Raw genomic sequence first — 23,443 nt, 5'->3', positions numbered from 1 at the left:
GGATACCACTAAAAAGCCCGCCACAACAGAGCGGGCTTGTGACCATAATGCGCTTAGCGCATACGGGACTAATAACCCAGCTTGGCAAGTGTCGCTTGAATATCTTTGCCTTCACCGCCAGAGAGCGTTTTCACCGCAAGGTTAGGACGGTTGGTGAAAAAGCCATCCACACCACGGTCACGATAGCGCTCAAAGTCTACCTCTTGAWCCACGGTGTAAACATGCATCAGCAAGTCTTTCTCATGGCTCATCTCTACCATCCAAGGTGCTGCAAGCTCCATGTAGCTAAACTGGCTTGACCATGCATCATCGTGCTGCGTTTGGATAGTGGATGGACCCACACCGATCGCGCCATGCTGTTTGGCATAATCCAACCATTCTGCGTAGCCTTCTTTCGAAGCCACTTCTTGGCGCGCATAGTATTGGGCGTAAGACTCATCGTCTGCTTTCGGCGCACTGTCCTTGGTGGGAATGTAGCCATCACCCGCCCAAAGCAGCAAGATTTTTGGCACGGTTGGCATCACACTTTGCAGCGTTTCAAGGCTCGATTTATTAAAAGTTTGTAGGATCACTTTGCCCTTGGCATCGTCATCTAGCCAGCCATGCTTGGTCAAATCGTCTTTCAAATCTTTCTCAATGCCTGGGAAGAACTCCGGCACCTTGGTCTCGATATACAGACCGGGCTGATGCGCACAGCCTTCAGCGATTTCACGCACTTGATCTAAAGTAACAAGCTTCAAGCCACGGAAGCTTTCACGCGCGCGCTCTGGGTATGATTCATTAAACCAGCTACCCGCATCCAGTTTTTCCAGCTCTGCCCATGTAAAGGTATTGACCGGATCGTCGGCACGCTCAGGGTAGACCGTCTCGATATTGGTATTGCGCTTGAGGTTATCGTCATGCACAGCAATCAATTTGCCGTCTTTGGTGCGCTGCAGGTCAAGCTCGAGGTAATCGGCCCCCACTTCACACGCGAGCTGATACGCAGGCAGCGTGGACTCGGGGGCGTTGTAGGAATCACCACGGTGGGCAATAACGGCGTGATCGGCAATGCCAAGCTTTTCGCTAAGCGCGCTGTCACTGGCTTGAACTGAAGAAGAGAAAGATAAGGCACTGGCCACACTCAGTGCGGCAACGGTCAAGCTCAGGGTCGCTTTTGATGTTGTATTCAACGGATACTCCTTAATGTCGTTGAAATTGGCGAGATAATTAAACGCTTGTTCAATTATCGAGACAGCATAGCAAAAGCCTGATTTAAAGAGAAAGCAAACTCCAAACGCCCACGACAAATATGGGTATTCACACGGTTAAACGGCCACTATCGACTGTTGTTGCCCGTTTACGTCTAAAACTATCGAGGTTTTGTCAAAGCGAAAAACGAATCGGCACTGTGACGGTGATTGTTAGCCCTGGCAAGGCATCTGGCGGCGTCGGCAACGGGGACGCACGCTGTACCAGCGCCTTAGCCTCTTCGTCCAAACTCTCAAAGTGGCTCGAAGTTTGGAGTTTGACCGATTGCACCTCGCCTTGGCGATTGACGGTAAAGGTTACCCGAGGCGAGCCTTGCTGCTTAAGTCGCCGAGCAAATCGAGGATAGCGCTTATAGTGCGCCAAATGCGCGTGAACCCGTCGCTGCCAATTCAACTTGGCAACTTTCCCCTTTATGGTTAGCTGTCCTTGCGCTGGGCCTGTCACTTTTTCACTGTGTGTTGGCGCGTCAACATGTTTCGGCGCACTCGCCTCTTGCGCGGCCGACGACGCACGTGACGATTTGGAGCTTTCCTTTGGCTTAGGGCGAGGCTCAGTCGTTTGCACCTTGTGTGTCTCAACCGTCTTTTTCGTCTCTACCGCTTTAGGCGGCTTCTTGGCAGAACGTGAGACAGACTGCGGCTGTTTTTGGACTTGCGCATTTTTCTCATCTTCAACCACAGGCGTCGCGTTTGGCGTCGGCATCACTTTTTCCGCCACCGTCTCAGATGCATCAGCAGGCTGACTGGCGCGTTGCGGTTTGCCCTCTTTCACATCGTGCTTTTCCACCTTTGGGGCAGACACTTCTGGTGCGATGACAGAAATAGCAATCGGCACCGCGGCGGGAGGCGGTGCGAGCGTGCGCGCTGGTGTCCAAAAGTACGCGATCGCCACGCCAAAATGGAGACTGACGCTCACTAGCGCCCCCACCAACCAGCCTTTTCGCGTGCGGTCTAACTCAAAGCCTTGCGGCAACCCAGCCAATACCGTCATGAGGAACTCGATGCTGACTGCGCAATACCCACCAGCCCGACTTGCTGATAACCCGCTTGACTAAGCGTATTAATCACTTCCAACAGTGACTGATAAGGCAAGGTTTTATCGGCCCGCAAATATAAACGGGTTTGCTTGTTCGCCACCCATTGAGGCAACTTCTGACTGGCTTCCTTAAGGGAAAACGCAGGATGCTCATCCACTTGCAACATTTGTCCAGCCCCTACAGACAAATACACAGGCTGACTGGGCGAGGCATTCGGCTTCGCTGAAGAGGAGGGTAAATCCACCGGCACGCTGACGGTTGCAAGCGGGGCCGCAACCATAAAAATGATCAATAACACCAACATTACATCAATAAAGGGTGTCACATTGATCTCATGGTTTTCTTGTAGTTCATGGTCTGACGAGGAAAATTGAAAGCTCATCTCTCTACCCTGCCTGTCGCCACGCAAGTTCAGTTTGCGCATTGCGCTCACTGTCGAGATCACGGCTCACCAGCACCAAAATAGCCACCGCTAAATCCCCCATTTGAGCACGATACGCAGCCAATGCACGGGTAAAATAGTTGTAAACAATCACAGCTGGGATCGCCGCAACCAAGCCAAGAGCCGTTGCCAGCAGGGCTTCAGCAATCCCGGGAGCCACCACGGCTAAATTGGTCGTTTGCGTATGCGCAATGCCAATAAACGCATTCATGATCCCCCACACGGTACCAAACAGCCCCACAAAGGGAGCCACGGACCCGATCGATGCCAGCACCCCTGTGCCACGATTCATCATGCTAGCCTGTGCCACCTGTACCCGCTCCAACCGTGCTTGTACCCGCTCTTTAACGCCTTGACTCACTGCATCTACTTGTTCGGATAGGGTAAGCTCGGTTTGCGCCGCACTGAGAAACGCCAGCCCAGTGCCCTGGTGAGACGATGCCGCCGCTTTGGCCGCCGCAAAGCTTTCAGCGTGAGCGCAAAGTGACACCAGTGGCGCTAAGCGGCGACGCGCACGACCGAGTTGCCACTGCTTAGTGACGAGCACAGCCCATGTCACGCCTGAAGCCGCCAGCAATATCAGCATGACCGCTTTGACGATAGGATCCGCAGCCTGATACATACCGAGCGGAGACAGTGCATCAACGGACAAATGGGTGGTCTGCGAGCCTGAAGCGGTCACCACTGACCCGATCTCCGCAGGTACCGTGGATTCACTCGCCTGCACATGCCCCATGATGACCAAGAGCCACAGTCCCAGTCCTATCCAATATCGCTTCATTTTGAGTCCTTATTATCCATGCCTAATACGCCATATCGGTTATCTACCCGCTATACCGAACGAATAACGAAAACCCGTAAAAATTTTTAAAATTGTTTTTCAAACTGGACTTGGATACGCGTGTAATCATGGCTGTAGAGCCAATCAACATTGCTTCGTGTTTGATGATACTGGCCGGTGATCACCGGAGAAAAACCCGCCACAGTTAGCGTAGGCAGGCGCAAACTCAATACCAGCGTATGTTGAATATCATGCCGCTTGTTCCCCAACATGGCGTTGTATTCTCGATAGTTACGATCTTGATAAGCATAACTAAACAGACCATCGAGTTCGGGCGTCGGCTGAAAACTCACCCCGACTCGTCCTCCTAGGCTGCGCCAGTCAAAGACAGTATCCTCACTTTGGCTATCCGTGTAGTTTGCACCGATAAAAGCTAACCAGTTGGGATGAAGCTGAGAGAACCATGTTGCAGACAAATAGGTTTCCTGCCCCGACAGCGCCTTCAGCTGTGCGCCTTGATAACGGATATCTTTGCTGACAACCGTTCCCTTAAACGTCGATGCAGGAGTAAGGATACGTAAGTAGTCAAGGTTGACGCCAAAGCTATGGGAGATCCAAGAGCCTCCTTGCCAAGTGCCTTCCAATAAGGGGCCTATTGAGAGTTGATTCGCCGCATTTTGATACCGATATCCAATCAACCACTGGGTGTCCCACTGGTTATAGGTATCGTTTTTATCGTAATCCACACCATATGCCATACCACGGATAAAGCCATGATGATGACCAGATACAGCCCATGTTTTTGCTGCCGAGAGCGTGGCTCCCCAGCCATAACTGGCAATCGCGTCCGGCGTTTTTCGTACGTAAGCACACCCTGTAGCCACCGATAGCAAACAGGTTTCACTGTGAGACGTTTTATTGATATTGGTGTGATACTCAGGCCCAATCGCCAACGAGCCTTGCCATGACTGACGCAAAGACAGTGCTTGTAAATAGGCCGAGACGGTTCGCTGAACACCAGCTGCGTGAGGCATACCAGCAATGCTTGTCGCGATAGCCTCAAAGTACTGTTTGGCCTCTCGGCTTTGGTAATCTTCAAATAACACGCGCGCTAATGATAACTGCGCCAGTAAAAAATCAGGCTTAAGCTCAAGTAGAGCTTGATAGAAATGCACGGCTTGGGCGAGGTTTCCTGCCTGTCGGGCTAAGCCCCCCTTGGCATAAAGGATTAACATCGCATCGTGGCCGGGTAATGTTTGATAGTAAGGCAGTCCTTCAGCCACCCTATCCCAAGCGTGTTGCTGTATCGCTTGGTAGAGCGCTCTTCCCAATGCATTCACATCCAATGTTTCCAAAGGAACATGCCATGATGGTGTGCTGGGCAGTGCTAAATCGGCCTCTGCCAGCGCTTTGTCTTCCGATTGTTTTTGTTGTTGTCTCTGACGCTGTTCAATACGAAGGTCTGTTTCGGATTGGCTACTGAATACCAACGTGGGCGTGATCATCAAGCTAATAACGCCGACGAGTAAATAAAACCGCATGCAACACCCGCAAATAAAAAGCAGAGGCACATCGCCTCTGCATCATAAAAAAATAAACGCTATTTTTTGGTGCCACCAAAGGCGGTATTTAGATCGCGGTCGGCAAAGGTTGCAATCCCAGCAAGGGCTGCGGCGTCTGCACCAAAGAAATGGCCTTGTGTAGCACCTTTAACCCSTTGACCTCCATGTAAAGCAACCGCTTTACCCTCAAACGCCGCAGTTTTCGCATCAATACCTGCATCAATGCTTAGTTTCATCGCAGCATTACTGATGGTGCCGCGAACGGTTTTAGCGGAAAAGTCTGCGTTAAACTCACCAGTCAACGCATTATTGCCAGTAAAGCGGTTCAAGCCAGTCACTGCATAAGATGCCGTGCCCGATGTGGGCAGACTCGTTTGGGTGTTATCGCCCACATAATACACACTGCGATCTTGACCATTACCGGCAAAGTCTTGCGACCATTCACCAAACCACACGTCGCCCGCACCGGCCTTCGCAAAGTTAAACACTCCCGCATCCCCGGAATGTGATGTGCCATTGGTGTAAATGTCGCCTTGCTTTTGGGTACTGCTGGCACGGGTCAACCCTTCAAAGTCCACCTTAAATGTCGAGGAAATACGGTTGTCATTACCAATCCCCGCCTTACCCATTGTATGGGGGCCAAAAGGCACATTGGATGTGCCGACTTCAATGTTGGCGTCATCGCTTTGTGTGCCAACAATATCAGCCAAAGCAGATGTGGTAGTTAAAATGGCACTTAGTGCTATCACGACGGTTTTGTAAGGCATAATGTGACTCCTAGGTAAATGATTTCRACGTCCAGCAAATTATTTGCTTCATCCTCTTTACCGTTTAGTTCAGGCAAACCCGTAACCGCGTCGTTAAAATTTTGCTTTTAGCATCAATTTAATAGTGCGCCCTGGCGCCGGTACACTGGAACGCACCAGTGGGTCAATGTGGTAGACATCGGTTAAATTGGTCCCTACGACTTCAAGCGCGATGTGGCGTGATAACTGATAATTGGCAAATGCATCAAACGTTAAGGTATCGTCGCGCTGGACCACCTCATCTGACTTGGCTTTAGCAAGGTACGCGCCTTTGATCCCAGCTTCTAACTGACGATTGAAAAAGCGATGGCCCAGTTGCAGTGACGTCGACCACGCTGGGGGGACTTGCGATTCTAAATATCCACCTGGAAAACCGCCAAACAGACAATTGCGGTAATATTCTGGCTCGTCGGGGCGATAACGTGTGACGACGGAGCTCTCATCACAGACTTTATTGGTGAGCATGTAAGCGCCATTTAAATCGGCAAACCAATCACCATCATCGTAGTTCGCTTGCAGCTCCAATCCTGCCAGCGTCTGCGAATCAATATTGCTAAAGCGCAGCATGTCATCTCGCTCGATCACGTTTTCAGTGAGGTGGTGAAAGTAAGCCAGTTTCAGATCACCGTGAGTAAAATGATGAATGTAGCCTAACTCGTGATTCACCGTTGCTTCGGGTTTGAGGCTGGTATACGCATTATTTAACGCGGAAAAGCTAAGCGTGCTTTCAAAGAGGCTTGGAAAGCGCAACATTTGGCTGTAGCGGTAGTAAATACGGTCTTGCGGCGTAGGAGAAAATGCCAYGGAGGCAAACGGTGACCAGCCCTGCCCGTGATCGTGTGTTTTGGGACGCATGTTCACTTTGGTATTCAATTGATTGGTCGCACGACACGTCCCTTCAATGTAGTTGTCTGGTAATAGTCCATTAGCGGGGTCACAGGGATTTTGCGCACGGCTATATTTACCGTTTCCATCATGTAACCAAGCTTGTGTGCGCTCTTCAATTTCACCTTCTTCGCGCAGCTTGGCTTTTTCTTCAGCAAGATCAGCCAAGATCTGGCTCTCAGGGAACCCAAAATCCTCCAGCATTCTACGATAACTGTCCAGTATCGCCTGAATTTCAGCCTCACTCAGGAATACGCGCACTTTATAGCTGGCTTCAAGCCCCGGCGAGACAGCCTGCTGCGTGAACAGGGTATCGCCCCCTTCGGCTTGGCGCGCTGCAAGGAAGTCATCTTTGACATCAAAGCCTTGAAACTTCACACCAGCGTTGAGCGTCCATTGGGTATGTGGCTGCCAAGTGGCTTGTAAGCTGGCATCAAATTCTTGATAGGTCCCTTCTTGTGGAAAGTGCACCCAACCATCGGCTTTGTTCGCATCATAAGTATCATCAGAACGTTGTTCTCGGTATTGGTATCGTCCTGCGGCAGTCATAGATAAGGTGTCACTGAACGCCATGGTATTGCTGATATTCAGGCCAATACGGCTATCTTTTGCATTAGACGCAGCAGTATTGCGCAACAGGKTGCTGTAGCCCGGTAACAGGTCATGGTTATTGGCATAGTTAGGAAACCCACCTCGGGTATTAGTATCGCTGACGGTGTAGGTGGTCCACAACTTGGCCGTTAAATCAATCCAAGGGTCCTTTGGCGACCAGTGATAATCAAGGTTGTAAGCTTGGGCACGCACGCGGCTAAGTGGCCATTGCGCCATTTTATTGCCATCGATTAAGTCACCAGAGCGACTTGCCATGATTTCACCATACTCGGCATCGGTGTAGCGCGCGCCAAGGCTCAATTGCTGCGCGCCCTCGAAAAGGAATGTGCTTTTCAGCAACACAGATTCGGTTTCGCTGGACGTGTTAGGAATTTCCGCGCCCGGCAGATGGCGCAGCGCCAAGGTCTCTGGGTCGACCTTGGTCATATAGGCTTCTTTCGAATCGCCGCTTTTATAAAAACCACTATCATGTTTGCCCCCATAATAATTGCCTTTATAGCGATAAGCGTAAGCAGCCAACCATTCCATGCTTTCGTCTCGTTTTGCCAGCGCAAGACGGTAAGCGTAGTCATCCCCGGAGAAAGGATTGTTGTTTTTGTTGTGGCTCATCGGCTGCCACAGCGAAGGATCGGCGTAAGGGTATTGGGGCGTGGACGGAAACCCGTCGACCTCGCGATAATCTTGCCCTGTGTATAAGGTCCCTAACGTGGGCGCAACCGCATTGTTGCTTCCTTCAATCAAGAACTCACCGCCAAAGTCTTTTCCCGGCAGCAAAATATCTTGCGCTGAGAGGGTATTGACGACCACCGCACCGCCTGTGGATGTTTTGACATTCGCCACAGTATTGGGGCCTTTGATGACCTGCACACCACCAATTAAGTTGGGATCAATGTAGCTGCGATTCGAGACACCACGATATCCACGCCAGACAGTCAGCCCTTGCTCTGTGCCATCAATGAGGACAGGCACACGACCCGGCCCTTGAACACCTCGAATGTTTGGGTCAATGCCTCCGCCGTTGCGCGCATCTCCACTGTACACATTGGGCATACCTTTAAAGAGATCAGCCGCATCTTTACCTTTATATCGCTCAACCTCTTTTTTGCCCGCGTACACCGTTGACCGGTTGTCATCGTAAACAGCATATTTACCCGCTTCATCGCGGCTAATATCCCCTTCCGAAAACGACACATCTAGGGTATCGAGCGTCAGCGACTCTGTGCTGTCGGTAATTTGATAGCTGCCATCGGCTTGTCGATGTGCCGACAACCCCGTACTGGCCAGCAGGGTATTGAGGCCTTGCTCTGGAGTAAACTGTCCGTCGAGCCCCGCACTGTAAAAACCTTCGGACAAACGCGCATCCAGATGAAATTCGATACCCGATGCCAGCGCAAAGGCTTTTAGTACTGCGTCAAGCTCTCCGGCAGGGATTTGGTAGGTGTTTACCGTGTCTGTTTGGGCATAAACGGGGGAATAAAAAGGCATGCCCAAGGTTAACGATAGACACAATATCGATGACTGCAGTTTCACAATACGGCTCCACTTAAGTGAATTAACTAACCGATACACCGAACGAAGGCGTGGGATCCGTAAAGGTGAGTGTCATTTTTTATTGGGCTGGAATAATTTGTACCCAGAGCGCAGTGCGAAAGCGCAGGGCAATAGGCAGAATGGTTTCTAAATGCGCCAGGGTTTGCTGGATATTGCGGGTGGAAAATACCCCCGTCACGACGAGATCATCCAATTGCGCATCTAAGCGCAACCAGCCTGAGAAATACCGTGAGAGCTCTTCAACCAGCACCGAAAGCGGCATGCGTTCAGCCACGAGCTTTTGCTCCAACCAGCTCACCGCGTGAGTTTCTAAGGGCGCAAGATGCTGCACTTTATCGTCCGTGCATTGCACCGAATGCCCGGCGGGAATGTGGCGCAGTTGCCCTTGGAATGGCTGAATACGCGCATTGGTCGATAAGACTTGTATAGCACTGAAACGCGCAAACTGGCGCACAGCAAGCTGGCCTTGCTCCTCAACCCACACCTGACCATGGGCGGTGAGAACCGATAAAGGCGATGCCGCTTCGAGCATCACTTCACCCCGCTCAAGGAAAATCTGTTTTTGCCCGCCTTGATAATCGACCCACACCCGCGAATCTGTGTTTAACGCGACACGGCTCTGATCCGGCAAGGTGAACTGCTTGAGCTCCCCGACTCGGCTTGCCAAGGCAGCGCCCTGTTCGTAACGCTGCGCATTAGAGCGCCATGCCAATAAGCACCCCGCTCCGATACCAATACCACCGAGCATCAAAAACCGCCGGCGCGACAGGCCACTTTGTCGTAATAAGACCGAATGATGTCCCGAGACATCCTGAAGCTGGGATTGCACACCTTCCAGCGCTTGCCATGCCTTTTCATGATGAGGGTGAGCTCGTCGCCACTGTGATAGTGCTTGTTTATCCTGCTCAGACACGTCGTCCGCCCACATACGGGCCATCCATTGTGCCGCTTGCTCAACCACATGAGGCGATAAAGATGACATCGTGAATCACTCTTGCGCGGCGAGTACACAGGCAGTCAGTGCCTTGGCAACATATTTCTCTACCGAGGAAACTGAGACAGAAAGCGCCTTTGCGATGTCTTTATAGCTCATTCTCTCGAGCTGGCGCATCAGCAAAGCCTGCCGCACCTTGACCGGCAAATGCCCTAATAAAGTATCAACCGCCACCAAGGCTTCCATGGTTTGTTGGTGTTGCTCGGGAGAGCTGGCCATGAGTTCCGGCTGCGCTTGCAGATAGTCTAAGTAAGCTTGCTCAACGCGACGACGGCGATACCAATCGACGATCAAGCCTTTGGCGATATGGGTAAGGTAAGCACGCGCACTGTCTGTATCAGGCAAACGGCCGGAATTAAGCAAACGCAAATAGGTATCTTGAACTAAGTCGGCCGACGTTGACGGGCACCCCATGCGTCGCTGAATAAAGCCCGAAAGCCAGCGCTGATGTGACACATACAGCGAGGTAACACCCTGATGTAACGCCTGCTGACTCCCTATCATTGAATGTGCTCCCTACACCTAAACCGACCACTCAATACAAACGCTAACAATTATCATTAATAATTACGTATATGCAAGCATGTTCTAGACAAAGCCATGCTTTATCGACTTAGCGCACAGTTTGTGTCACACCGGTAATCGCGCACGCATGTATCAAGTCAGTAACTTCACGCTCTAGCGTTCAAATCCCCGCCGGTTCGTGCTAACCTGCGCGCCTCCCATCGGGAGACTACTATCTATTCGTCGATCTCCGTCAATACGATTGCGCTATGCTTTGGTATTGGCATCAGCCGGTTAAAGTGATCAATCCATGAGTCAAGGTACGCTTTATATTGTTTCTGCCCCGAGTGGTGCAGGCAAATCAAGCCTGATTTCAGCACTGCTGAATGACAATCCACGCTATGACATGAAAGTGTCGGTTTCACACACCACACGCGCTATGCGCCCCGGTGAAGAAAACGGCGTGCATTACCATTTTGTCGCAGTAGAAGAATTCAAGGCCTTAATTGATCAAGGCGCCTTTTTGGAACACGCGGAAGTCTTTGGCAACTATTACGGGACATCGCGCGTATGGATTGAAGAGATGCTTAATAAAGGCATCGACATCTTTTTGGACATTGATTGGCAAGGGGCGCAGCAAATTCGTCAACAGATGCCGAACAGTAAAAGCATCTTTATTTTGCCGCCTAGCCGCGAAGAGTTAGAGCGCCGTCTCACCGCTCGCGGCCAAGATAGCGAAGAGGTGATCGCCAAACGCATGCAAGAAGCACGTTCAGAGATCTCTCACTATGCTGAATATGACTATTTGATCATTAATGATGACTTTGATGTCGCATTAATGGATCTTAAAGCAATCCTCCGTGCAGAGCGGATGCGTCAGCCTAAACAAGCCAGCAAATATCATGCAATGATTGACGACTTGCTGGCCGACTAATCATGAATATTGGCGTTTGTTCGATTGCAGCGCACCCAGTGCTAGCAATGGACGGCCGCCTTTTGTATAATTTTCGGTCATTTTTAAGACCTGTTTATCACTACAGCTGGAGTCCTTCATGGCACGCGTAACTGTTCAAGACGCCGTTGAAAAAATTGGTAACCGTTTCGATCTCGTTCTGGTTGCGGCCCGCCGCGCCCGCCAAATGCAAACGGGTGGTAAAGATCCTCTAGTACCAGAAGAAAATGACAAGTACACCGTGATCTCACTGCGTGAGATCGAAGAAGGACTGATCAACAAAGAAGTGCTAGACGCGCGTGAGCGTCAAGAAAAGCAGGAGCAAGAAGCTGCCGAAATGGCCGCTGTTAGCACCATTTCTGGTCATCGTTAATCGCGTCATCATCAGGGAACAGGCCGTTTGTACCTCTTTGATAGCCTGAAAGAAGTCGCGAACCAATACTTGCCGGAATCGCAGCTTGAAGCGCTCCGGCAAGCGTATCTGGTTGCGCGCGATGCCCATGACGGGCAAACCCGCTCCACCGGTGAGCCCTACATCATCCACCCTATCGCCGTTGCGCGGATCCTCGCAGAGATGCGCTTGGACTGCGAAACCTTAATGGCGGCGTTGCTGCACGATGTGATTGAAGACACAGACGTGACCAAAGAGGATCTGCAACAACGCTTTGGTGATGTGGTTGCGGATCTGGTGGATGGCGTTTCCAAGCTCGACAAGCTCAAGTTTCGCGATCGCAAAGAAGCGCAGGCGGAAAACTTCCGCAAAATGGTCATGGCAATGGCCCATGACATTCGCGTCATTCTGATTAAGCTCAGCGACCGCACCCATAATATGCGTACCTTGGGTGCCCTGCGCCCCGATAAACGTCGCCGTATTGCCCGCGAAACACTGGAAATTTTTGCCCCACTCGCTCACCGCCTCGGTATTCACAATATTAAAGTGGAGCTCGAAGAGCTCGGCTTTGAAGCGCTCTACCCCAACCGCTATCGCGTCCTCAAAAAAGTGATTGCGCAAGCGCGGGGCAATCGCAAAGAAATGATCCAAAAAATCCATGCGGAAATCGAAGGCCGCTTGGAAGATGCCGGGATCAACGCGCGCGTGCTTGGCCGAGAGAAGAACCTTTATTCCATCTATAACAAGATGAAGAATAAAGAACAGCGCTTTCATACCATTATGGATTTGTATGCCTTTCGCGTGATCGTCGACGACCTCGACACCTGTTATCGCGTCTTAGGGCAAATGCACAATCTGTATAAACCGCGTCCCGGCCGCTTGAAAGATTACATCGCCGTGCCGAAGGCGAACGGTTATCAATCACTGCATACGTCAATGATTGGTCCGCATGGTGTGCCAGTTGAAGTGCAAATTCGCACCGAAGACATGGACCAGATGGCGGACAAAGGGGTTGCTGCGCACTGGGCGTATAAGAGCGGCGCCGAACGTCCATCCGGTACCACGGCACAGAAACGTGCTCAGCGCTGGATGCAAAACTTGATTGAGCTGCAGCAAAGCGCGGGGAACTCCTTCGAGTTTATCGAAAGCGTTAAATCCGATCTTTTCCCCGATGAGCTGTATGTCTTTACCCCGAAAGGGCGTATCGTCGAGCTCCCTGTGGGCGCCACAGCCGTTGACTTTGCCTATGCGGTTCATACTGATGTGGGTAACACCTGTGTCGGCGCGCGAGTCAATCGTCAACCGTATCCACTAAGCCAGCCTCTGAAAAACGGCCAAACCATTGAGATCATTACCGCACCGGGCGCTCGTCCGAATGCCGCATGGCTCAATTATGTGGTGACTGCTCGGGCACGGACCAAGATCCGCCAAGTGCTCAAAACCATGCGCCGTGAAGAATCAGTCACATTGGGACGTCGTTTGCTCAACCATGCGTTGGGTGAGAAAAACCTACCCGATGTCGATCCTGACCGCCTCAATGCGATTTTGACCGACCTAAAGCTAGAAAGCAGCGATGATTTGCTCGCCGCGATCGGCTTGGGTGAGTTAATGAGTGTCGTGATCGCTCGCCGCCTGCTGGACGATGAAAACACGGACGCAGAACCTTCGGACGGAAAAATGCCTATCCGTGGCGCAGATGGTATCTTGGTCACTTATGCCAACTGTTGCCGCCCTATTCCGGGCGATCCGATTATCGCGCATGTCAGCCCTGGTAAAGGCTTGGTGATCCACCGTGAAACCTGTTCAAACATTCGCGGCTACCGTCAAGAGCCGGATAAATATATGCCTGTTGAGTGGGCAGACGATTTCGATCAGGAGTTCAGTACTCGTCTACGCGTGGATATGCAGAACCATCAAGGGGCGCTGGCGGATTTAACCAACACCATCGCCGCGACGGGATCGAATATTCAGGGACTGACGACCGAAGAAAAAGATGGTCGCTTGTACACCATCTTTGTTCGCCTCACCACCACAGACAGGGTTCACCTTGCCAATATTATGCGCCGCATTCGTGTGATGCCAAACGTGGTCAAGGTCAGCCGTCAAAAGAACTAGCCATGTTGCCATTTCGTGCTCAGGCTATCACTCGCCCGCCTTTTGGTGGGCGAGTTTGTTTCTCTCCTATCGTGTAACTAACGGAACCTCACCATGACACCAGAACGGTTTGAACGAATTCATCAAGTGCTTGCTCAGCGCCAGCCTGATCTCACCGTGTGTATGGAACAAGTCCATAAGCCAAATAATATCTCTGCCATTATTCGCACCGCAGATGCCGTCGGCGTGCATCGCCTTCATGCCGTCTGGCCAAAAGGCAGTAAAATGCGCGCTTTAGGTGGCACCTCAGCAGGCTCTCGCAATTGGGTCGATGTACAAACCCATGATTCGACGGCCGAAGCCTTTGATGCGCTTCACGCTCAAGGCATGCAGATCTTAGTCACCAACTTATCCGACACCGCCATCGATTTTCGCGACGTCGATTACACCCGCCCCACCGCTATCGTATTAGGCCAAGAAAAAGAAGGCATCAGTCGCGAAGCGCTCGATAAGGCGGATCAAGATATCCTCATCCCAATGGTGGGTATGGTACAGTCATTAAACGTGTCAGTGGCGAGTGCTCTTATTCTGTATGAGGCCCAGCGACAGCGCCAATTAGCGGGTATGTACCAGCGGGCTCACACCCGTATTCCGGATGAAGAAGTCCACAAGATTCTGTTTGAACGGGGCCATCCTGTTTTAGCACGCGTGGCTAAACAAAAAGGGCTGCCCTATCCACCGCTGGATGAACACGGGCAAATCGTTGCTGATGAGGCATGGTGGTCTGCGATGCAGGCAGCCAAACACAAACGTAGTAAATAACGGACTATTTTGATGCGATCATCCATGCTCAATGCTGTCTCAGTCGAAACACTGGCCGGTGTCGGCGCCAAAATGGCGGAAAAGCTGACCAAGCTGGGGTTGTATACGGTTCAAGATGTCTTGTTTCACTTGCCGTACCGTTATGAAGATCGCACACGCGTCTGGCCGATCGCCAGTTTGCTCCCCGGACAAACCGCGACCGTTGAGGGTGAAGTGACCCACAATGACACTGTGTTTGGGCGCCGCCGCATGCTGACCGTGCGGATCCATGACGGCAATGGTGCGCTGACGCTACGCTTTTTTAACTTTAACGCCGCGATGAAAAACAGCCTCGCCCTCGGCAAACATGTGAAGGCCTATGGCGAGCTAAAACGCGGTAAGCATGGCCTAGAAATCATTCACCCTGACTATCAAGTCTTTTCTGAGCCTACCGAGCTTGCGCTAGAAGAAACCCTGACACCTGTCTATCCCACCACCGAAGGGCTGCGCCAAGCTACCTTGCGCAGTCTAACCGACCAAGCGTTGGCATTGCTGGACAAAAGTGGTGTACAAGAGTTACTCCCTGAGGGCTTATATGATAGACAGCTTTCATTACGCGATGCCTTACACCTTTTGCATCGTCCGCCACCAGAGGTGTCACTAGAGGCCCTGCTTGCCGGGCAACATCCTGCCCAACGTCGCTTAATCATTGAAGAATTGCTCGCCCAACATCTGTCGATGCTGTCCGTTCGTCATCAAGCGCAAGCGGTCAGTGCCACACCGTTGCCGCCGAATGGGGCGCTGAGCCAACAATTGCTGGCCAACCTGCCATTCTCCCCCACAGGGGCACAATCGCGCGTGGTCGATGAAATCAGTCACGACCTGGCTAAGCCCATCCCCATGATGCGCTTGGTACAAGGCGATGTGGGCGCGGGTAAGACGCTGGTTGCGGTATTGGCGGCACTGCAAGCTATCGAACATGGTTACCAAGTCGCATTAATGGCCCCCACGGAGCTATTGGCCGAACAGCATGCGGTGAATTTTGCCCAATGGCTGGAGCCGTTGGGTATTCAGGTCGGTTGGCTCGCCGGTAAGCTTAAAGGCAAAGCGCGCGACGCTGAACTTGCACGGATTGCCAGCGGTGAGGCGAAAATGGTGGTCGGCACGCATGCGTTGTTTCAAGCCCATGTCGACTTTGACCAGTTAGCCTTGGTGATCATTGATGAGCAACACCGCTTTGGTGTTCACCAACGCCTCGCCCTGCGAGAGAAAGGCGAGCAACAAGGGGCGCATCCGCATCAATTGATCATGACAGCCACTCCGATCCCGCGTACTCTCGCGATGACTGCGTATGCCGATCTCGATACCTCGATTATCGATGAGCTCCCCCCGGGGCGCACTCCGATCCAAACCGTTGCCGTGCCAGATACGCGTCGCGATGACATTATTGCGCGTGTCAGTGCCGCCTGCAGTGAAGGCCGCCAAGCGTATTGGGTATGTACCTTGATTGAGGAATCCGACGCTCTCGAAGCGCAAGCTGCTGAGGATACCGCCACCGCACTCAAAGCGGCGCTACCTCATCTTGCCGTCGGCCTTGTCCACGGACGCATGAAAGCGGCGGAAAAACAWGCAGTCATGCAAGCCTTTAAGCAAGGGGAGCTGCATTTGTTGGTAGCGACTACCGTGATTGAAGTGGGCGTCGATGTCCCTAATGCCAGTTTGATGATCATTGAAAACCCCGAGCGGCTCGGGTTGGCACAGCTCCACCAACTACGGGGCCGTGTCGGTCGAGGCTCCGTCGCCAGTCACTGTGTGCTCTTGTATCATGCCCCTTTGTCTAAAACCGCCAGTCAACGCTTGGGCGTCCTGCGCGAAAGCAATGATGGCTTTGTGATCGCACAGCGCGATCTCGATATTCGTGGGCCCGGCGAGCTTCTCGGCACCCGACAAACCGGCTTGGCCGAGTTTAAAATTGCCGATCTGGTGCGTGACCAAGCGCTGATCCCTGAGGTACAGAAGTTAGCGCACCACCTGCATCAACACTATCCGCAACACGCCGCCGCAATCATCGCACGTTGGCTTGGCCATAAAACCCATTATTCCAACGCATGATCGCCGATATCGCTCTCCCAGTGGGCCATGACTAACGCCATGGCCTCGGATTTGCTATATCCGGCTTGATTGGCCACCTGAATAAAATGTGCCAATGGCGCTTGTACATATTGCAACCGTTGATGAGGCTCAGCAGGACGCGCTTGCTGGCTGACTTTCATCCCAACGCCTCGCACTCGCTCTAACCATCCTTGCTCGGCAAGTTGCTGATAACTGCGCGAGACCGTCATCGGATTCATCTTTAACTCTCGCGCCAGCACGCGTACCGACGGCAACCGCTCGCCAGAGCGCAGCGCACCACTGGCGATCTGACGCTGGATTTGCTCAATCAATTGCTGAAATTTCGGGGTAGGATCGTTTTTATCTAAACAAAGTCGCATAGGCCATAGTATGTGTATTAGTTCTATACGACAGTATGGTCGGCCTATCCGCCTTCGCGAATAGGCCATGAAGAAAACGTGGCAACGCGCACACTAGCTTTTAGCTCGCCCTTGATTGACCGGAAATGTCATCTGGATCCTCAGCCCTCCTTCGGTACGGGAAGACAAGCGAATATCGCCGCGCAGTTGTTCCACAATCCGTTTCACAATGGCGAGTCCCAGTCCGGTTCCCTCGCTACCACGAGCCGAATCCCCCCGCGTGAACGGCTGGAAAAGCGACGCTTCGAGGCTCGCATCAATGCCCGGCCCATTGTCCTCAACTTCGACCCATTGATGGGTATGATCGGCGGTACTGCCACAACGAATACGTACCCAACCGTTGCCATAGCGGACCGCATTAACCACCAAGTTAGTCACGGCTCGCTTAAGCGCCACTGAGTTGGCATACAACTCGCCATACAAAGGCAGCAACTCGGTATCCATCTCGATACCCACCAGCTGTTGGCTATTCGCTACATCACGACAAATGCTCGCTAAATCCACCGGATCAGGGTCTTGCTGCTGCACCGAGCGCAGATAATCCATAAACTGATTGATGATCTCGTTGCACTCTTCGGTATCTTTAGTGATGCTATCGGCAAGGTATTCATCGTCCGGCGACATCATTTCGGTCGCCAAGCGAATGCGCGTCAGCGGCGTACGCAAATCATGGCTCACCCCTGCCATCAGCAAGGCGCGATCTTCTTCGAGTTTACGTATGCCTGCAGACATTTTATTAAACGCCACTGTTACCGCTTGAATTTCAGAGGCGCCTTTTGGGGCGACTGGCTCAGGAAACCGGCCTTCAGCCACATCTAACGCAGCACGCTCTAAGGTCACCAGTGGGCGATTTTGCATCTTGATAAACAGCCAACCACCTGCAATCACCAGCAACGCAATAATCAGGCTGTATTGGAAAAGGGGCGCAAAATCGTCTTGATGCAGTTCGGAAAGCGGAATACGCATCAAAAAGTCATCAATGGCGTCAAACTTTAACCACAGCACATAGCTGTCTTCACCACTGACAAGGCGCACTTCGGTCGGCGTTCCCAGCTCTTCGCTCATCCGCGCACTGAGATAATCTATCTGCATCGCGTCTTGGTAAGCACCTGCGGCGTCACTGTTAGGAGCATGTAAGGTCACCCCAATTTGTTCCAGCAGTTGCCGCCGCACAGGCTCACCCAAGTGCAGCACTTCCCCGTCTTTCAGCGTCCAATCCTCTTCCAGCATCAAGCGCACTTCAAAAGCCAAGATCTTATTAAACTGCTGCAAGCTGGGGAGCAGGGCATAATTGACGATGGTGAGATAAGAAAAAACTTGGCTGGCAATCAATAGGCCAGCCAAAATCAAAAGCGTGCGGGCAAAGTTGGTGCGCGGCGACATCCGCATCGCTTAGACCTCGCCGTCAGGGACAAACACGTAGCCCAGCCCCCACACCGTTTGGATATAACGTGGCTTGCTCGGATCTTCTTCAATCATGCGGCGCAATCGCGAGATTTGCACGTCAATGGAGCGTTCCATCGCGGAGTACTCACGTCCGCGCGCCATATTCATCAACTTGTCGCGTGATAACGGCTCGCGCGCATTGGTTACCAGCGCTTTGAGGACTGCAAATTCGCCCGAGGTTAACGTCATCGGGTCGTCGTTGCGGAACATTTCCCGTGTACCGAGGTTTAGGCGAAACTCGCCAAATTCGACCACCTTGGTGTCTGCACTCGGTGCGCCCGGCGCTTCAATGGTTTGGCGGCGCAAGACAGCACGGAGGCGCGCCAATAGCTCCCGTGGATTAAATGGCTTGGGCAAGTAATCGTCCGCACCCACTTCTAATCCGACAATGCGGTCAATTTCATCACCCTTTGCGGTGAGCATTAAAATCGGTAATTGGTTGTTCGCCTGACGCAAACGGCGGCAGATAGATAAGCCATCTTCACCCGGCAGCATCAGATCCAAGACCATCAGGTGAAAGGCTTCCCGCGCGAGCAAGCGATCCATCTGTTCGGCATTGGCCACACTGCGCACTTGGAAGCCCTGCTCAGTTAGGTAACGCTCCAGTAGCGAACGCAGACGCATATCATCATCCACCACTAGGATTTTATAGTTTTCTTGCATGGTTAACCCTCATACTCAATGCGGTTATCTGCCGACAAATCAAGCAGTCATTGCTGTAATCATACCGGATTTTGCCACATTTGCGCGGATTGACACTGATGGTTCCGCCACGAAACAACGAAGAAATTGTTACCGAGTGTTGCCTCGACAAGCTTGCTCGGTTCTTGTAATTTGCTCGTTGAGATTGCACCACTTATTGAGGCTTCGCGAGGGTTAAGGAGACGCTGCGTGAAAACCAAACTGGTCACCCGTGAAGGGTTTAACGCACTCAAAGCGGAACATGACCACCTGTGGCATGAAAAACGCCCAGAGATCACCAAAATTGTCAGTTGGGCGGCAAGTTTAGGCGACCGCTCAGAGAATGCCGACTACACCTACAACAAGCGCTTGCTGCGGCAAATTGACCGCCGCGTCCGTTATCTGCGCAAGCGGCTGAATGAACTCACCATTGTCGACTACTCGCCCCAACAAGAAGGGCGGGTCTTTTTTGGCGCTTGGGTAGAAATTGAAAACGAGGCGGGCGATATCAAACGCTTTCGGATTGTTGGCCCTGATGAGATTTACGATCGCAAAGACTACATCTCCATTGATGCGCCCATGGCGCGCGCCCTGCTCAAAAAAGCGGTCGATGATGAGGTGGTGGTCCGAACCCCTGAAGGCGAGAAGCATTGGTTCGTCAATGCAATCACTTACCCAACAGAGACCGACTCACGGGAACCTTAACGACCACAAGGGTCAAAGAAACAGATTCAATGGCAGTACTGCGGTACTGCCGTGCTTGTTTACAAAAGGATATGCATGCACAGTCAACTGACTCAAACCCTGGCTAAAGAGCTCAATGTCTCACCCAACCAGGTCGCAACCGCCGTTGCGCTGCTCGATGACGGAAATACCGTCCCCTTTATTGCTCGCTATCGAAAAGAAGCCACCCAAGGGCTGGATGACAGCCAACTGCGCACGCTGGAAACACGCTTAGTGTACTTGCGCGAAATGGAGGCTCGGCGTGATACCATCCTAAAATCGATTGATGAGCAAGGTAAACTGACCGATAGCTTGCGTCGCGACATTTTGGCGGCAGACAGCAAGAACCGCTTGGAAGATCTCTATCTGCCCTATAAACCCAAGCGTCGTACCAAAGGACAGATTGCCATTGAAGCAGGCCTAGAACCCTTGGCCGAGGCCTTATGGCAAGACGCGTCGCAAGACCCTGACACACTCGCCCAATCCTATCTCAATCCCGAGCTGAGCATCGCCGACACCAAGGCAGCACTCGACGGCGCCCGCGCCATCATGATGGAGCGCCTCGCTGAAGATGCCGCCTTGCTCGATAAAATTCGTCAATATCTCAACCAATACGCGGTGTTACGCGCAAGTGTTGTCACAGGCCAAGAAGAGGCTGGGGCGAAATTTAAAGACTACTTCGATCATCAAGAGCCGATCGCTAAAGTGCCTTCTCACCGTGCCTTAGCCATGCTCCGTGGCCGTAACGAAGGCGTCTTACAACTGGCCTTAGTCGCTGACCCAGACCAAGAAGCAGACAGTAAAGGCAGTATCTGCGAAACCATGATTGCCGAGCATTACGGCTTATCCTTGGGCAGTGCGCCCGCCGATCGTTGGCGTAAGCAAGTTATCGCGTTCGCGTGGCGAGTCAAAATACTCATGCACCTTGAGACTGAGCTTATGGCCAGTTTGAAAGAGCGGGCCGAAAGCGACGCCATTGATGTCTTTGCCGCCAACCTAAAAGACGTTCTGATGGCCGCTCCCGCGGGACCACGCTGTACGCTCGGCATCGATCCGGGTTTGCGTACTGGCTGTAAAGTGGCCGTAGTGGACGGTACGGGGAAATTGCTCGATACTGCCACCATTTATCCTACCGCCCCACGTCACGACGTAGATGGCGCGAGCAAGACGGTGCTCAATTTAATTAAACGTCATCAGGTCAACCTCATCGCGATCGGCAACGGCACCGCCTCCCGCGAGACTGAAGCGTTTGCCAAAACCATGCTAAGTCAGGCTGGTTTAGCCATTCAGACCGTCATGGTCAGTGAGGCAGGTGCCTCTGTGTATTCGGCATCGGAATTAGCCGCCAATGAGTTTCCAGACCTTGATGTCTCGCTGCGTGGTGCCGTTTCTATCGCCCGCCGCTTGCAAGATCCACTGGCCGAACTGGTTAAAATTGACCCGAAATCAATTGGCGTAGGCCAATATCAACACGATGTCTCTCAAAGTCAGCTTGCCAAAAAACTCGATGCTGTGGTCGAAGACTGTGTGAACGCGGTCGGGGTGGATCTGAACAGTGCATCGGCGCCACTCCTGACTCGTGTCGCTGGCTTAAGCCAAACCATGGCGCAAAATATTGTCGCTTTTCGTGATGAAAATGGCCGCTTTGGCGATCGTAAAACCCTGCTGAAAGTGCCGCGTCTTGGCCCTAAAGCATTCGAACAATGTGCGGGCTTTTTACGGGTAATGGATGGTGCCAACCCGCTGGATCGCTCTGGCGTTCACCCAGAAACCTATTCTTTGGTCAAACGCATTGCGGAGAAAACCGGCAAAGCCGTCGAGGCGCTGGTCGGTAACAGCCGTTTCTTGCAAGGCCTGAACGCGAAAGAGTTTGCGGATGACAGCTTTGGGGCAATCACGGTCACCGACGTGCTTAACGAGCTGGCAAAACCCGGCCGCGATCCGCGTCCTGAGTTTAAGACCGCCACCTTTGCGGAAGGCATCAATCAAGTCAGCGATCTGAAGCCCGGTATGCAACTGGAAGGTGTAGTGACCAACGTGACGCACTTTGGCGCCTTTGTCGATGTTGGGGTTCACCAAGACGGTTTGGTGCACATCTCCGCCCTATCGAATCGCTTTGTCAGTGACCCTCGCGAGGTGGTCAAAGCCGGAGATGTGGTTAAGGTCAAAGTGATGGAGGTGGATGTTCCGCGCAAACGGATTGGCTTATCCATGCGTTTGGACGATACCCCTTCAGGCGACAGTGCGTCCCAAGGACAAGGCGATAACCACAAAGCGGGACAGTATCGCCCATCACGCAAGGCGCCTCGTCAACCCGCCGCACCTATCGGCGGAAGCATGGCTGATGCCTTTGCCCGCGCCAAGCGCTCTTAACGACGCAAAAAAGCCCCGCTCGTCTTGGCGGGGCTTTAACGTCAATCGGCTCAATGGACAGAGCTTAAATCACAATCAACACTTCTGAAGGCATATTCGCCACGGTCGCTTGCTGGTAGCGCATCGCGACCACCGCACGAGTGCGTTCAAATCTTTGCAGTTGCTCAATTTTCTCCAACACCTCTTCGGGCATTTTTAGCCCCAACGGATAGCCGTTTTCTGGTCGCGCCTCGTCTCCGGGCTCGCTACGAGTGATAGCATCAATGCGGTTAGCAACATTGGCGCCGTTGTAGTCTGCGTCTTGAAAGGACTCGGGGGTATAGTCGAAAGAATAATTGGGATGCTGTGACGGATCCCAAGAGGGATTACGCAGTTGCTTGTCTTGCTCCGTCGCGGGTTTTTCATGATCCAACGCGGGTGGCTGTTTGGTCGGAACAATTTTTTCGCGCACGCGATTTTCCCGCGCAACTTGCTCAGTTGGCGGGTTCACCGATGGCGCGACAGTTGGGATACTGACGCTTGCTGGCGATATATTCATCTGATGCTACCTCCCAACATCAGCTGAAGGCCTCGTTGTCAGTCCGGCCTCGTCTCCTTATAGTTTAGACGACAACCGCGAGTATTGTGCCTATTGTTCCCAGCGCAGACAAAAATTGTCCTGCGTTATAGGCGGTATCATCGTTTTCCTTCACTTTTTCCGGATGGTCCATGCCCAACGCGCCATAAGTAAAGGATTCGACCGATGATTTCTCTTTAGACTTGTCAACGCCTTCAGCGTTTTTGGCTGCTTTCGCATCCTTGACGTCTTTCACCGCTGGGGTGGCCGCTGTCTCAGCGGGCTTTGTATCTTTGACCTCTTTGTCCGCATTTGGTTGCGTTTGCGGCGGCGATTTTGGCTTCATCGACTGTGGATGATAGGCCTGAGACTGCCCAACGTTGCCTACGTTCATTATGGTCTCTCCTCATACCAGAGCAAGTGACATAGTTAACTTATCGGCAGAGGAATGACAAGATTTAGTCAATTCTG

At 52.3% G+C, this 23,443-nt stretch carries 21 protein-coding genes; 7 read left to right on the top strand and 14 right to left on the bottom strand.

The genetic code is table 11. From position 1 onward, the window contains the following. Positions 1-68: 68 nt before the first annotated feature. The 9 genes from BZJ19_RS02705 to BZJ19_RS02665 form a co-directional block, all read right to left on the bottom strand. A complete protein-coding gene (locus BZJ19_RS02705; protein ID WP_235608130.1) occupies positions 69-1,172 on the bottom strand; it encodes a glycerophosphodiester phosphodiesterase in 1,104 nt (367 codons plus the stop codon). A gap of 193 nt (positions 1,173-1,365) precedes the next feature. Continuing rightward, positions 1,366-2,241 carry an energy transducer TonB gene (locus tag BZJ19_RS02700; RefSeq protein ID WP_077674536.1) on the bottom strand — a complete coding sequence of 292 codons (876 nt, stop codon included), beginning with the start codon at positions 2,239-2,241 and terminating at the stop codon, positions 1,366-1,368. Continuing rightward, the gene (locus BZJ19_RS02695; protein WP_077674535.1) at positions 2,238-2,669 is read right to left on the bottom strand and encodes a biopolymer transporter ExbD; all 432 of its coding nucleotides are present in this window, start codon (positions 2,667-2,669) and stop codon (positions 2,238-2,240) included. Before BZJ19_RS02695 ends, BZJ19_RS02700 begins: the two co-directional genes overlap by 4 nt. Before the next feature lie 4 nt (positions 2,670-2,673). After that, a complete protein-coding gene (gene exbB, locus BZJ19_RS02690) occupies positions 2,674-3,510 on the bottom strand; it encodes a tonB-system energizer ExbB (protein WP_201249166.1) in 837 nt (278 codons plus the stop codon). An 86-nt stretch (positions 3,511-3,596) separates the two neighbouring features. Further along, complete coding sequence (locus BZJ19_RS02685) at positions 3,597-5,051, bottom strand: surface lipoprotein assembly modifier (protein WP_077674534.1); 1,455 nt, start codon at positions 5,049-5,051, stop codon at positions 3,597-3,599. A gap of 59 nt (positions 5,052-5,110) precedes the next feature. Next, positions 5,111-5,839 carry a Slam-dependent surface lipoprotein gene (locus BZJ19_RS02680; RefSeq protein ID WP_077674533.1) on the bottom strand — a complete coding sequence of 243 codons (729 nt, stop codon included), beginning with the start codon at positions 5,837-5,839 and terminating at the stop codon, positions 5,111-5,113. A gap of 93 nt (positions 5,840-5,932) precedes the next feature. Then, positions 5,933-8,905, bottom strand: a complete 2,973-nt coding sequence (locus BZJ19_RS02675) for a TonB-dependent receptor (protein WP_077674532.1) — start codon at positions 8,903-8,905, stop codon at positions 5,933-5,935. A gap of 79 nt (positions 8,906-8,984) precedes the next feature. After that, positions 8,985-9,908, bottom strand: a complete 924-nt coding sequence (locus BZJ19_RS02670) for a DUF4880 domain-containing protein (RefSeq protein WP_077674531.1) — start codon at positions 9,906-9,908, stop codon at positions 8,985-8,987. A 6-nt stretch (positions 9,909-9,914) separates the two neighbouring features. Beyond that, on the bottom strand, positions 9,915-10,424 hold the full coding sequence (locus BZJ19_RS02665; protein WP_077674530.1) for a sigma-70 family RNA polymerase sigma factor: 510 nt from the start codon (positions 10,422-10,424) through the stop codon (positions 9,915-9,917). A 310-nt stretch (positions 10,425-10,734) separates the two neighbouring features. Here BZJ19_RS02665 and gmk point away from each other — a divergent pair, with 310 nt between their 5' ends. From gmk to recG, 5 genes are all read left to right on the top strand, one after another. Then, positions 10,735-11,358, top strand: coding sequence for a guanylate kinase (gmk, locus tag BZJ19_RS02660; protein ID WP_069588981.1), 624 nt, complete (start codon positions 10,735-10,737; stop codon positions 11,356-11,358). 118 nt (positions 11,359-11,476) lie between these two features. Continuing rightward, positions 11,477-11,749 carry a DNA-directed RNA polymerase subunit omega gene (rpoZ, locus tag BZJ19_RS02655; RefSeq protein ID WP_069588983.1) on the top strand — a complete coding sequence of 91 codons (273 nt, stop codon included), beginning with the start codon at positions 11,477-11,479 and terminating at the stop codon, positions 11,747-11,749. A gap of 27 nt (positions 11,750-11,776) precedes the next feature. Next, the gene (gene spoT, locus BZJ19_RS02650; protein WP_069588984.1) at positions 11,777-13,882 is read left to right on the top strand and encodes a bifunctional GTP diphosphokinase/guanosine-3',5'-bis pyrophosphate 3'-pyrophosphohydrolase; all 2,106 of its coding nucleotides are present in this window, start codon (positions 11,777-11,779) and stop codon (positions 13,880-13,882) included. 93 nt (positions 13,883-13,975) lie between these two features. Beyond that, the gene (gene trmH, locus BZJ19_RS02645; RefSeq protein WP_077639834.1) at positions 13,976-14,683 is read left to right on the top strand and encodes a tRNA (guanosine(18)-2'-O)-methyltransferase TrmH; all 708 of its coding nucleotides are present in this window, start codon (positions 13,976-13,978) and stop codon (positions 14,681-14,683) included. A gap of 12 nt (positions 14,684-14,695) precedes the next feature. Continuing rightward, on the top strand, positions 14,696-16,774 hold the full coding sequence (gene recG, locus BZJ19_RS02640; protein ID WP_077674529.1) for an ATP-dependent DNA helicase RecG: 2,079 nt from the start codon (positions 14,696-14,698) through the stop codon (positions 16,772-16,774). Here the strand turns inward: recG and BZJ19_RS02635 are convergent. From BZJ19_RS02635 to ompR, 3 genes are all read right to left on the bottom strand, one after another. Next, positions 16,759-17,154 carry a GntR family transcriptional regulator gene (locus BZJ19_RS02635; RefSeq protein ID WP_077479794.1) on the bottom strand — a complete coding sequence of 132 codons (396 nt, stop codon included), beginning with the start codon at positions 17,152-17,154 and terminating at the stop codon, positions 16,759-16,761. The two genes, recG and BZJ19_RS02635, sit on opposite strands and share 16 nt — an antisense overlap. A 93-nt stretch (positions 17,155-17,247) precedes the next feature. Beyond that, a complete protein-coding gene (envZ, locus tag BZJ19_RS02630) occupies positions 17,248-18,582 on the bottom strand; it encodes a two-component system sensor histidine kinase EnvZ (protein ID WP_077674528.1) in 1,335 nt (444 codons plus the stop codon). 3 nt (positions 18,583-18,585) lie between these two features. After that, positions 18,586-19,302, bottom strand: a complete 717-nt coding sequence (gene ompR, locus BZJ19_RS02625) for an osmolarity response regulator transcription factor OmpR (RefSeq protein WP_069588994.1) — start codon at positions 19,300-19,302, stop codon at positions 18,586-18,588. Between the two features lie 228 nt (positions 19,303-19,530). Between ompR and greB the strand changes: the two genes are divergently transcribed. Next, positions 19,531-20,025, top strand: a complete 495-nt coding sequence (gene greB, locus BZJ19_RS02620) for a transcription elongation factor GreB (protein ID WP_077479797.1) — start codon at positions 19,531-19,533, stop codon at positions 20,023-20,025. A 75-nt stretch (positions 20,026-20,100) separates the two neighbouring features. Further along, a complete protein-coding gene (locus tag BZJ19_RS02615; RefSeq protein WP_077674527.1) occupies positions 20,101-22,416 on the top strand; it encodes a Tex family protein in 2,316 nt (771 codons plus the stop codon). A gap of 64 nt (positions 22,417-22,480) precedes the next feature. On the opposite strand, the gene BZJ19_RS02610 is transcribed toward BZJ19_RS02615, so the two are convergent. Continuing rightward, entirely contained in the window at positions 22,481-22,954 is a 474-nt protein-coding gene (locus tag BZJ19_RS02610) for an ATP-dependent Lon protease (protein ID WP_077674526.1), read from the bottom strand. A 64-nt stretch (positions 22,955-23,018) separates the two neighbouring features. Next, positions 23,019-23,318 (bottom strand): hypothetical protein, encoded by a 300-nt coding sequence (locus tag BZJ19_RS02605; protein WP_420876425.1) that lies wholly within the window; start codon positions 23,316-23,318, stop codon positions 23,019-23,021. Positions 23,319-23,443: the final 125 nt, after the last annotated feature.

The organism is Salinivibrio proteolyticus, assembly GCF_001996165.1.
In the GTDB taxonomy this organism is placed as follows: domain Bacteria; phylum Pseudomonadota; class Gammaproteobacteria; order Enterobacterales; family Vibrionaceae; genus Salinivibrio; species Salinivibrio proteolyticus.
Note: the sequence above shows the minus strand (reverse complement) of the source record. Positions and strands in the feature narration are given on the sequence as shown.

Coding starts and splice junctions, on each gene's coding strand:
- trmH (WP_077639834.1), top strand. CDS start 13,976: ATGACACCAGAACGGTTTGAACGAATTCATCAAGTGCTTGCTCAGCGC.
- BZJ19_RS02665 (WP_077674530.1), bottom strand. CDS start 10,424: ATGATAGGGAGTCAGCAGGCGTTACATCAGGGTGTTACCTCGCTGTAT.
- envZ (WP_077674528.1), bottom strand. CDS start 18,582: ATGCGGATGTCGCCGCGCACCAACTTTGCCCGCACGCTTTTGATTTTG.
- exbB (WP_201249166.1), bottom strand. CDS start 3,510: ATGAAGCGATATTGGATAGGACTGGGACTGTGGCTCTTGGTCATCATG.
- BZJ19_RS02635 (WP_077479794.1), bottom strand. CDS start 17,154: ATGCGACTTTGTTTAGATAAAAACGATCCTACCCCGAAATTTCAGCAA.
- BZJ19_RS02700 (WP_077674536.1), bottom strand. CDS start 2,241: ATGACGGTATTGGCTGGGTTGCCGCAAGGCTTTGAGTTAGACCGCACG.
- BZJ19_RS02695 (WP_077674535.1), bottom strand. CDS start 2,669: ATGAGCTTTCAATTTTCCTCGTCAGACCATGAACTACAAGAAAACCAT.
- BZJ19_RS02685 (WP_077674534.1), bottom strand. CDS start 5,051: ATGCGGTTTTATTTACTCGTCGGCGTTATTAGCTTGATGATCACGCCC.
- BZJ19_RS02610 (WP_077674526.1), bottom strand. CDS start 22,954: ATGAATATATCGCCAGCAAGCGTCAGTATCCCAACTGTCGCGCCATCG.
- BZJ19_RS02670 (WP_077674531.1), bottom strand. CDS start 9,908: ATGTCATCTTTATCGCCTCATGTGGTTGAGCAAGCGGCACAATGGATG.
- rpoZ (WP_069588983.1), top strand. CDS start 11,477: ATGGCACGCGTAACTGTTCAAGACGCCGTTGAAAAAATTGGTAACCGT.
- BZJ19_RS02605 (WP_420876425.1), bottom strand. CDS start 23,318: ATGAAGCCAAAATCGCCGCCGCAAACGCAACCAAATGCGGACAAAGAG.
- BZJ19_RS02615 (WP_077674527.1), top strand. CDS start 20,101: ATGCACAGTCAACTGACTCAAACCCTGGCTAAAGAGCTCAATGTCTCA.
- gmk (WP_069588981.1), top strand. CDS start 10,735: ATGAGTCAAGGTACGCTTTATATTGTTTCTGCCCCGAGTGGTGCAGGC.
- ompR (WP_069588994.1), bottom strand. CDS start 19,302: ATGCAAGAAAACTATAAAATCCTAGTGGTGGATGATGATATGCGTCTG.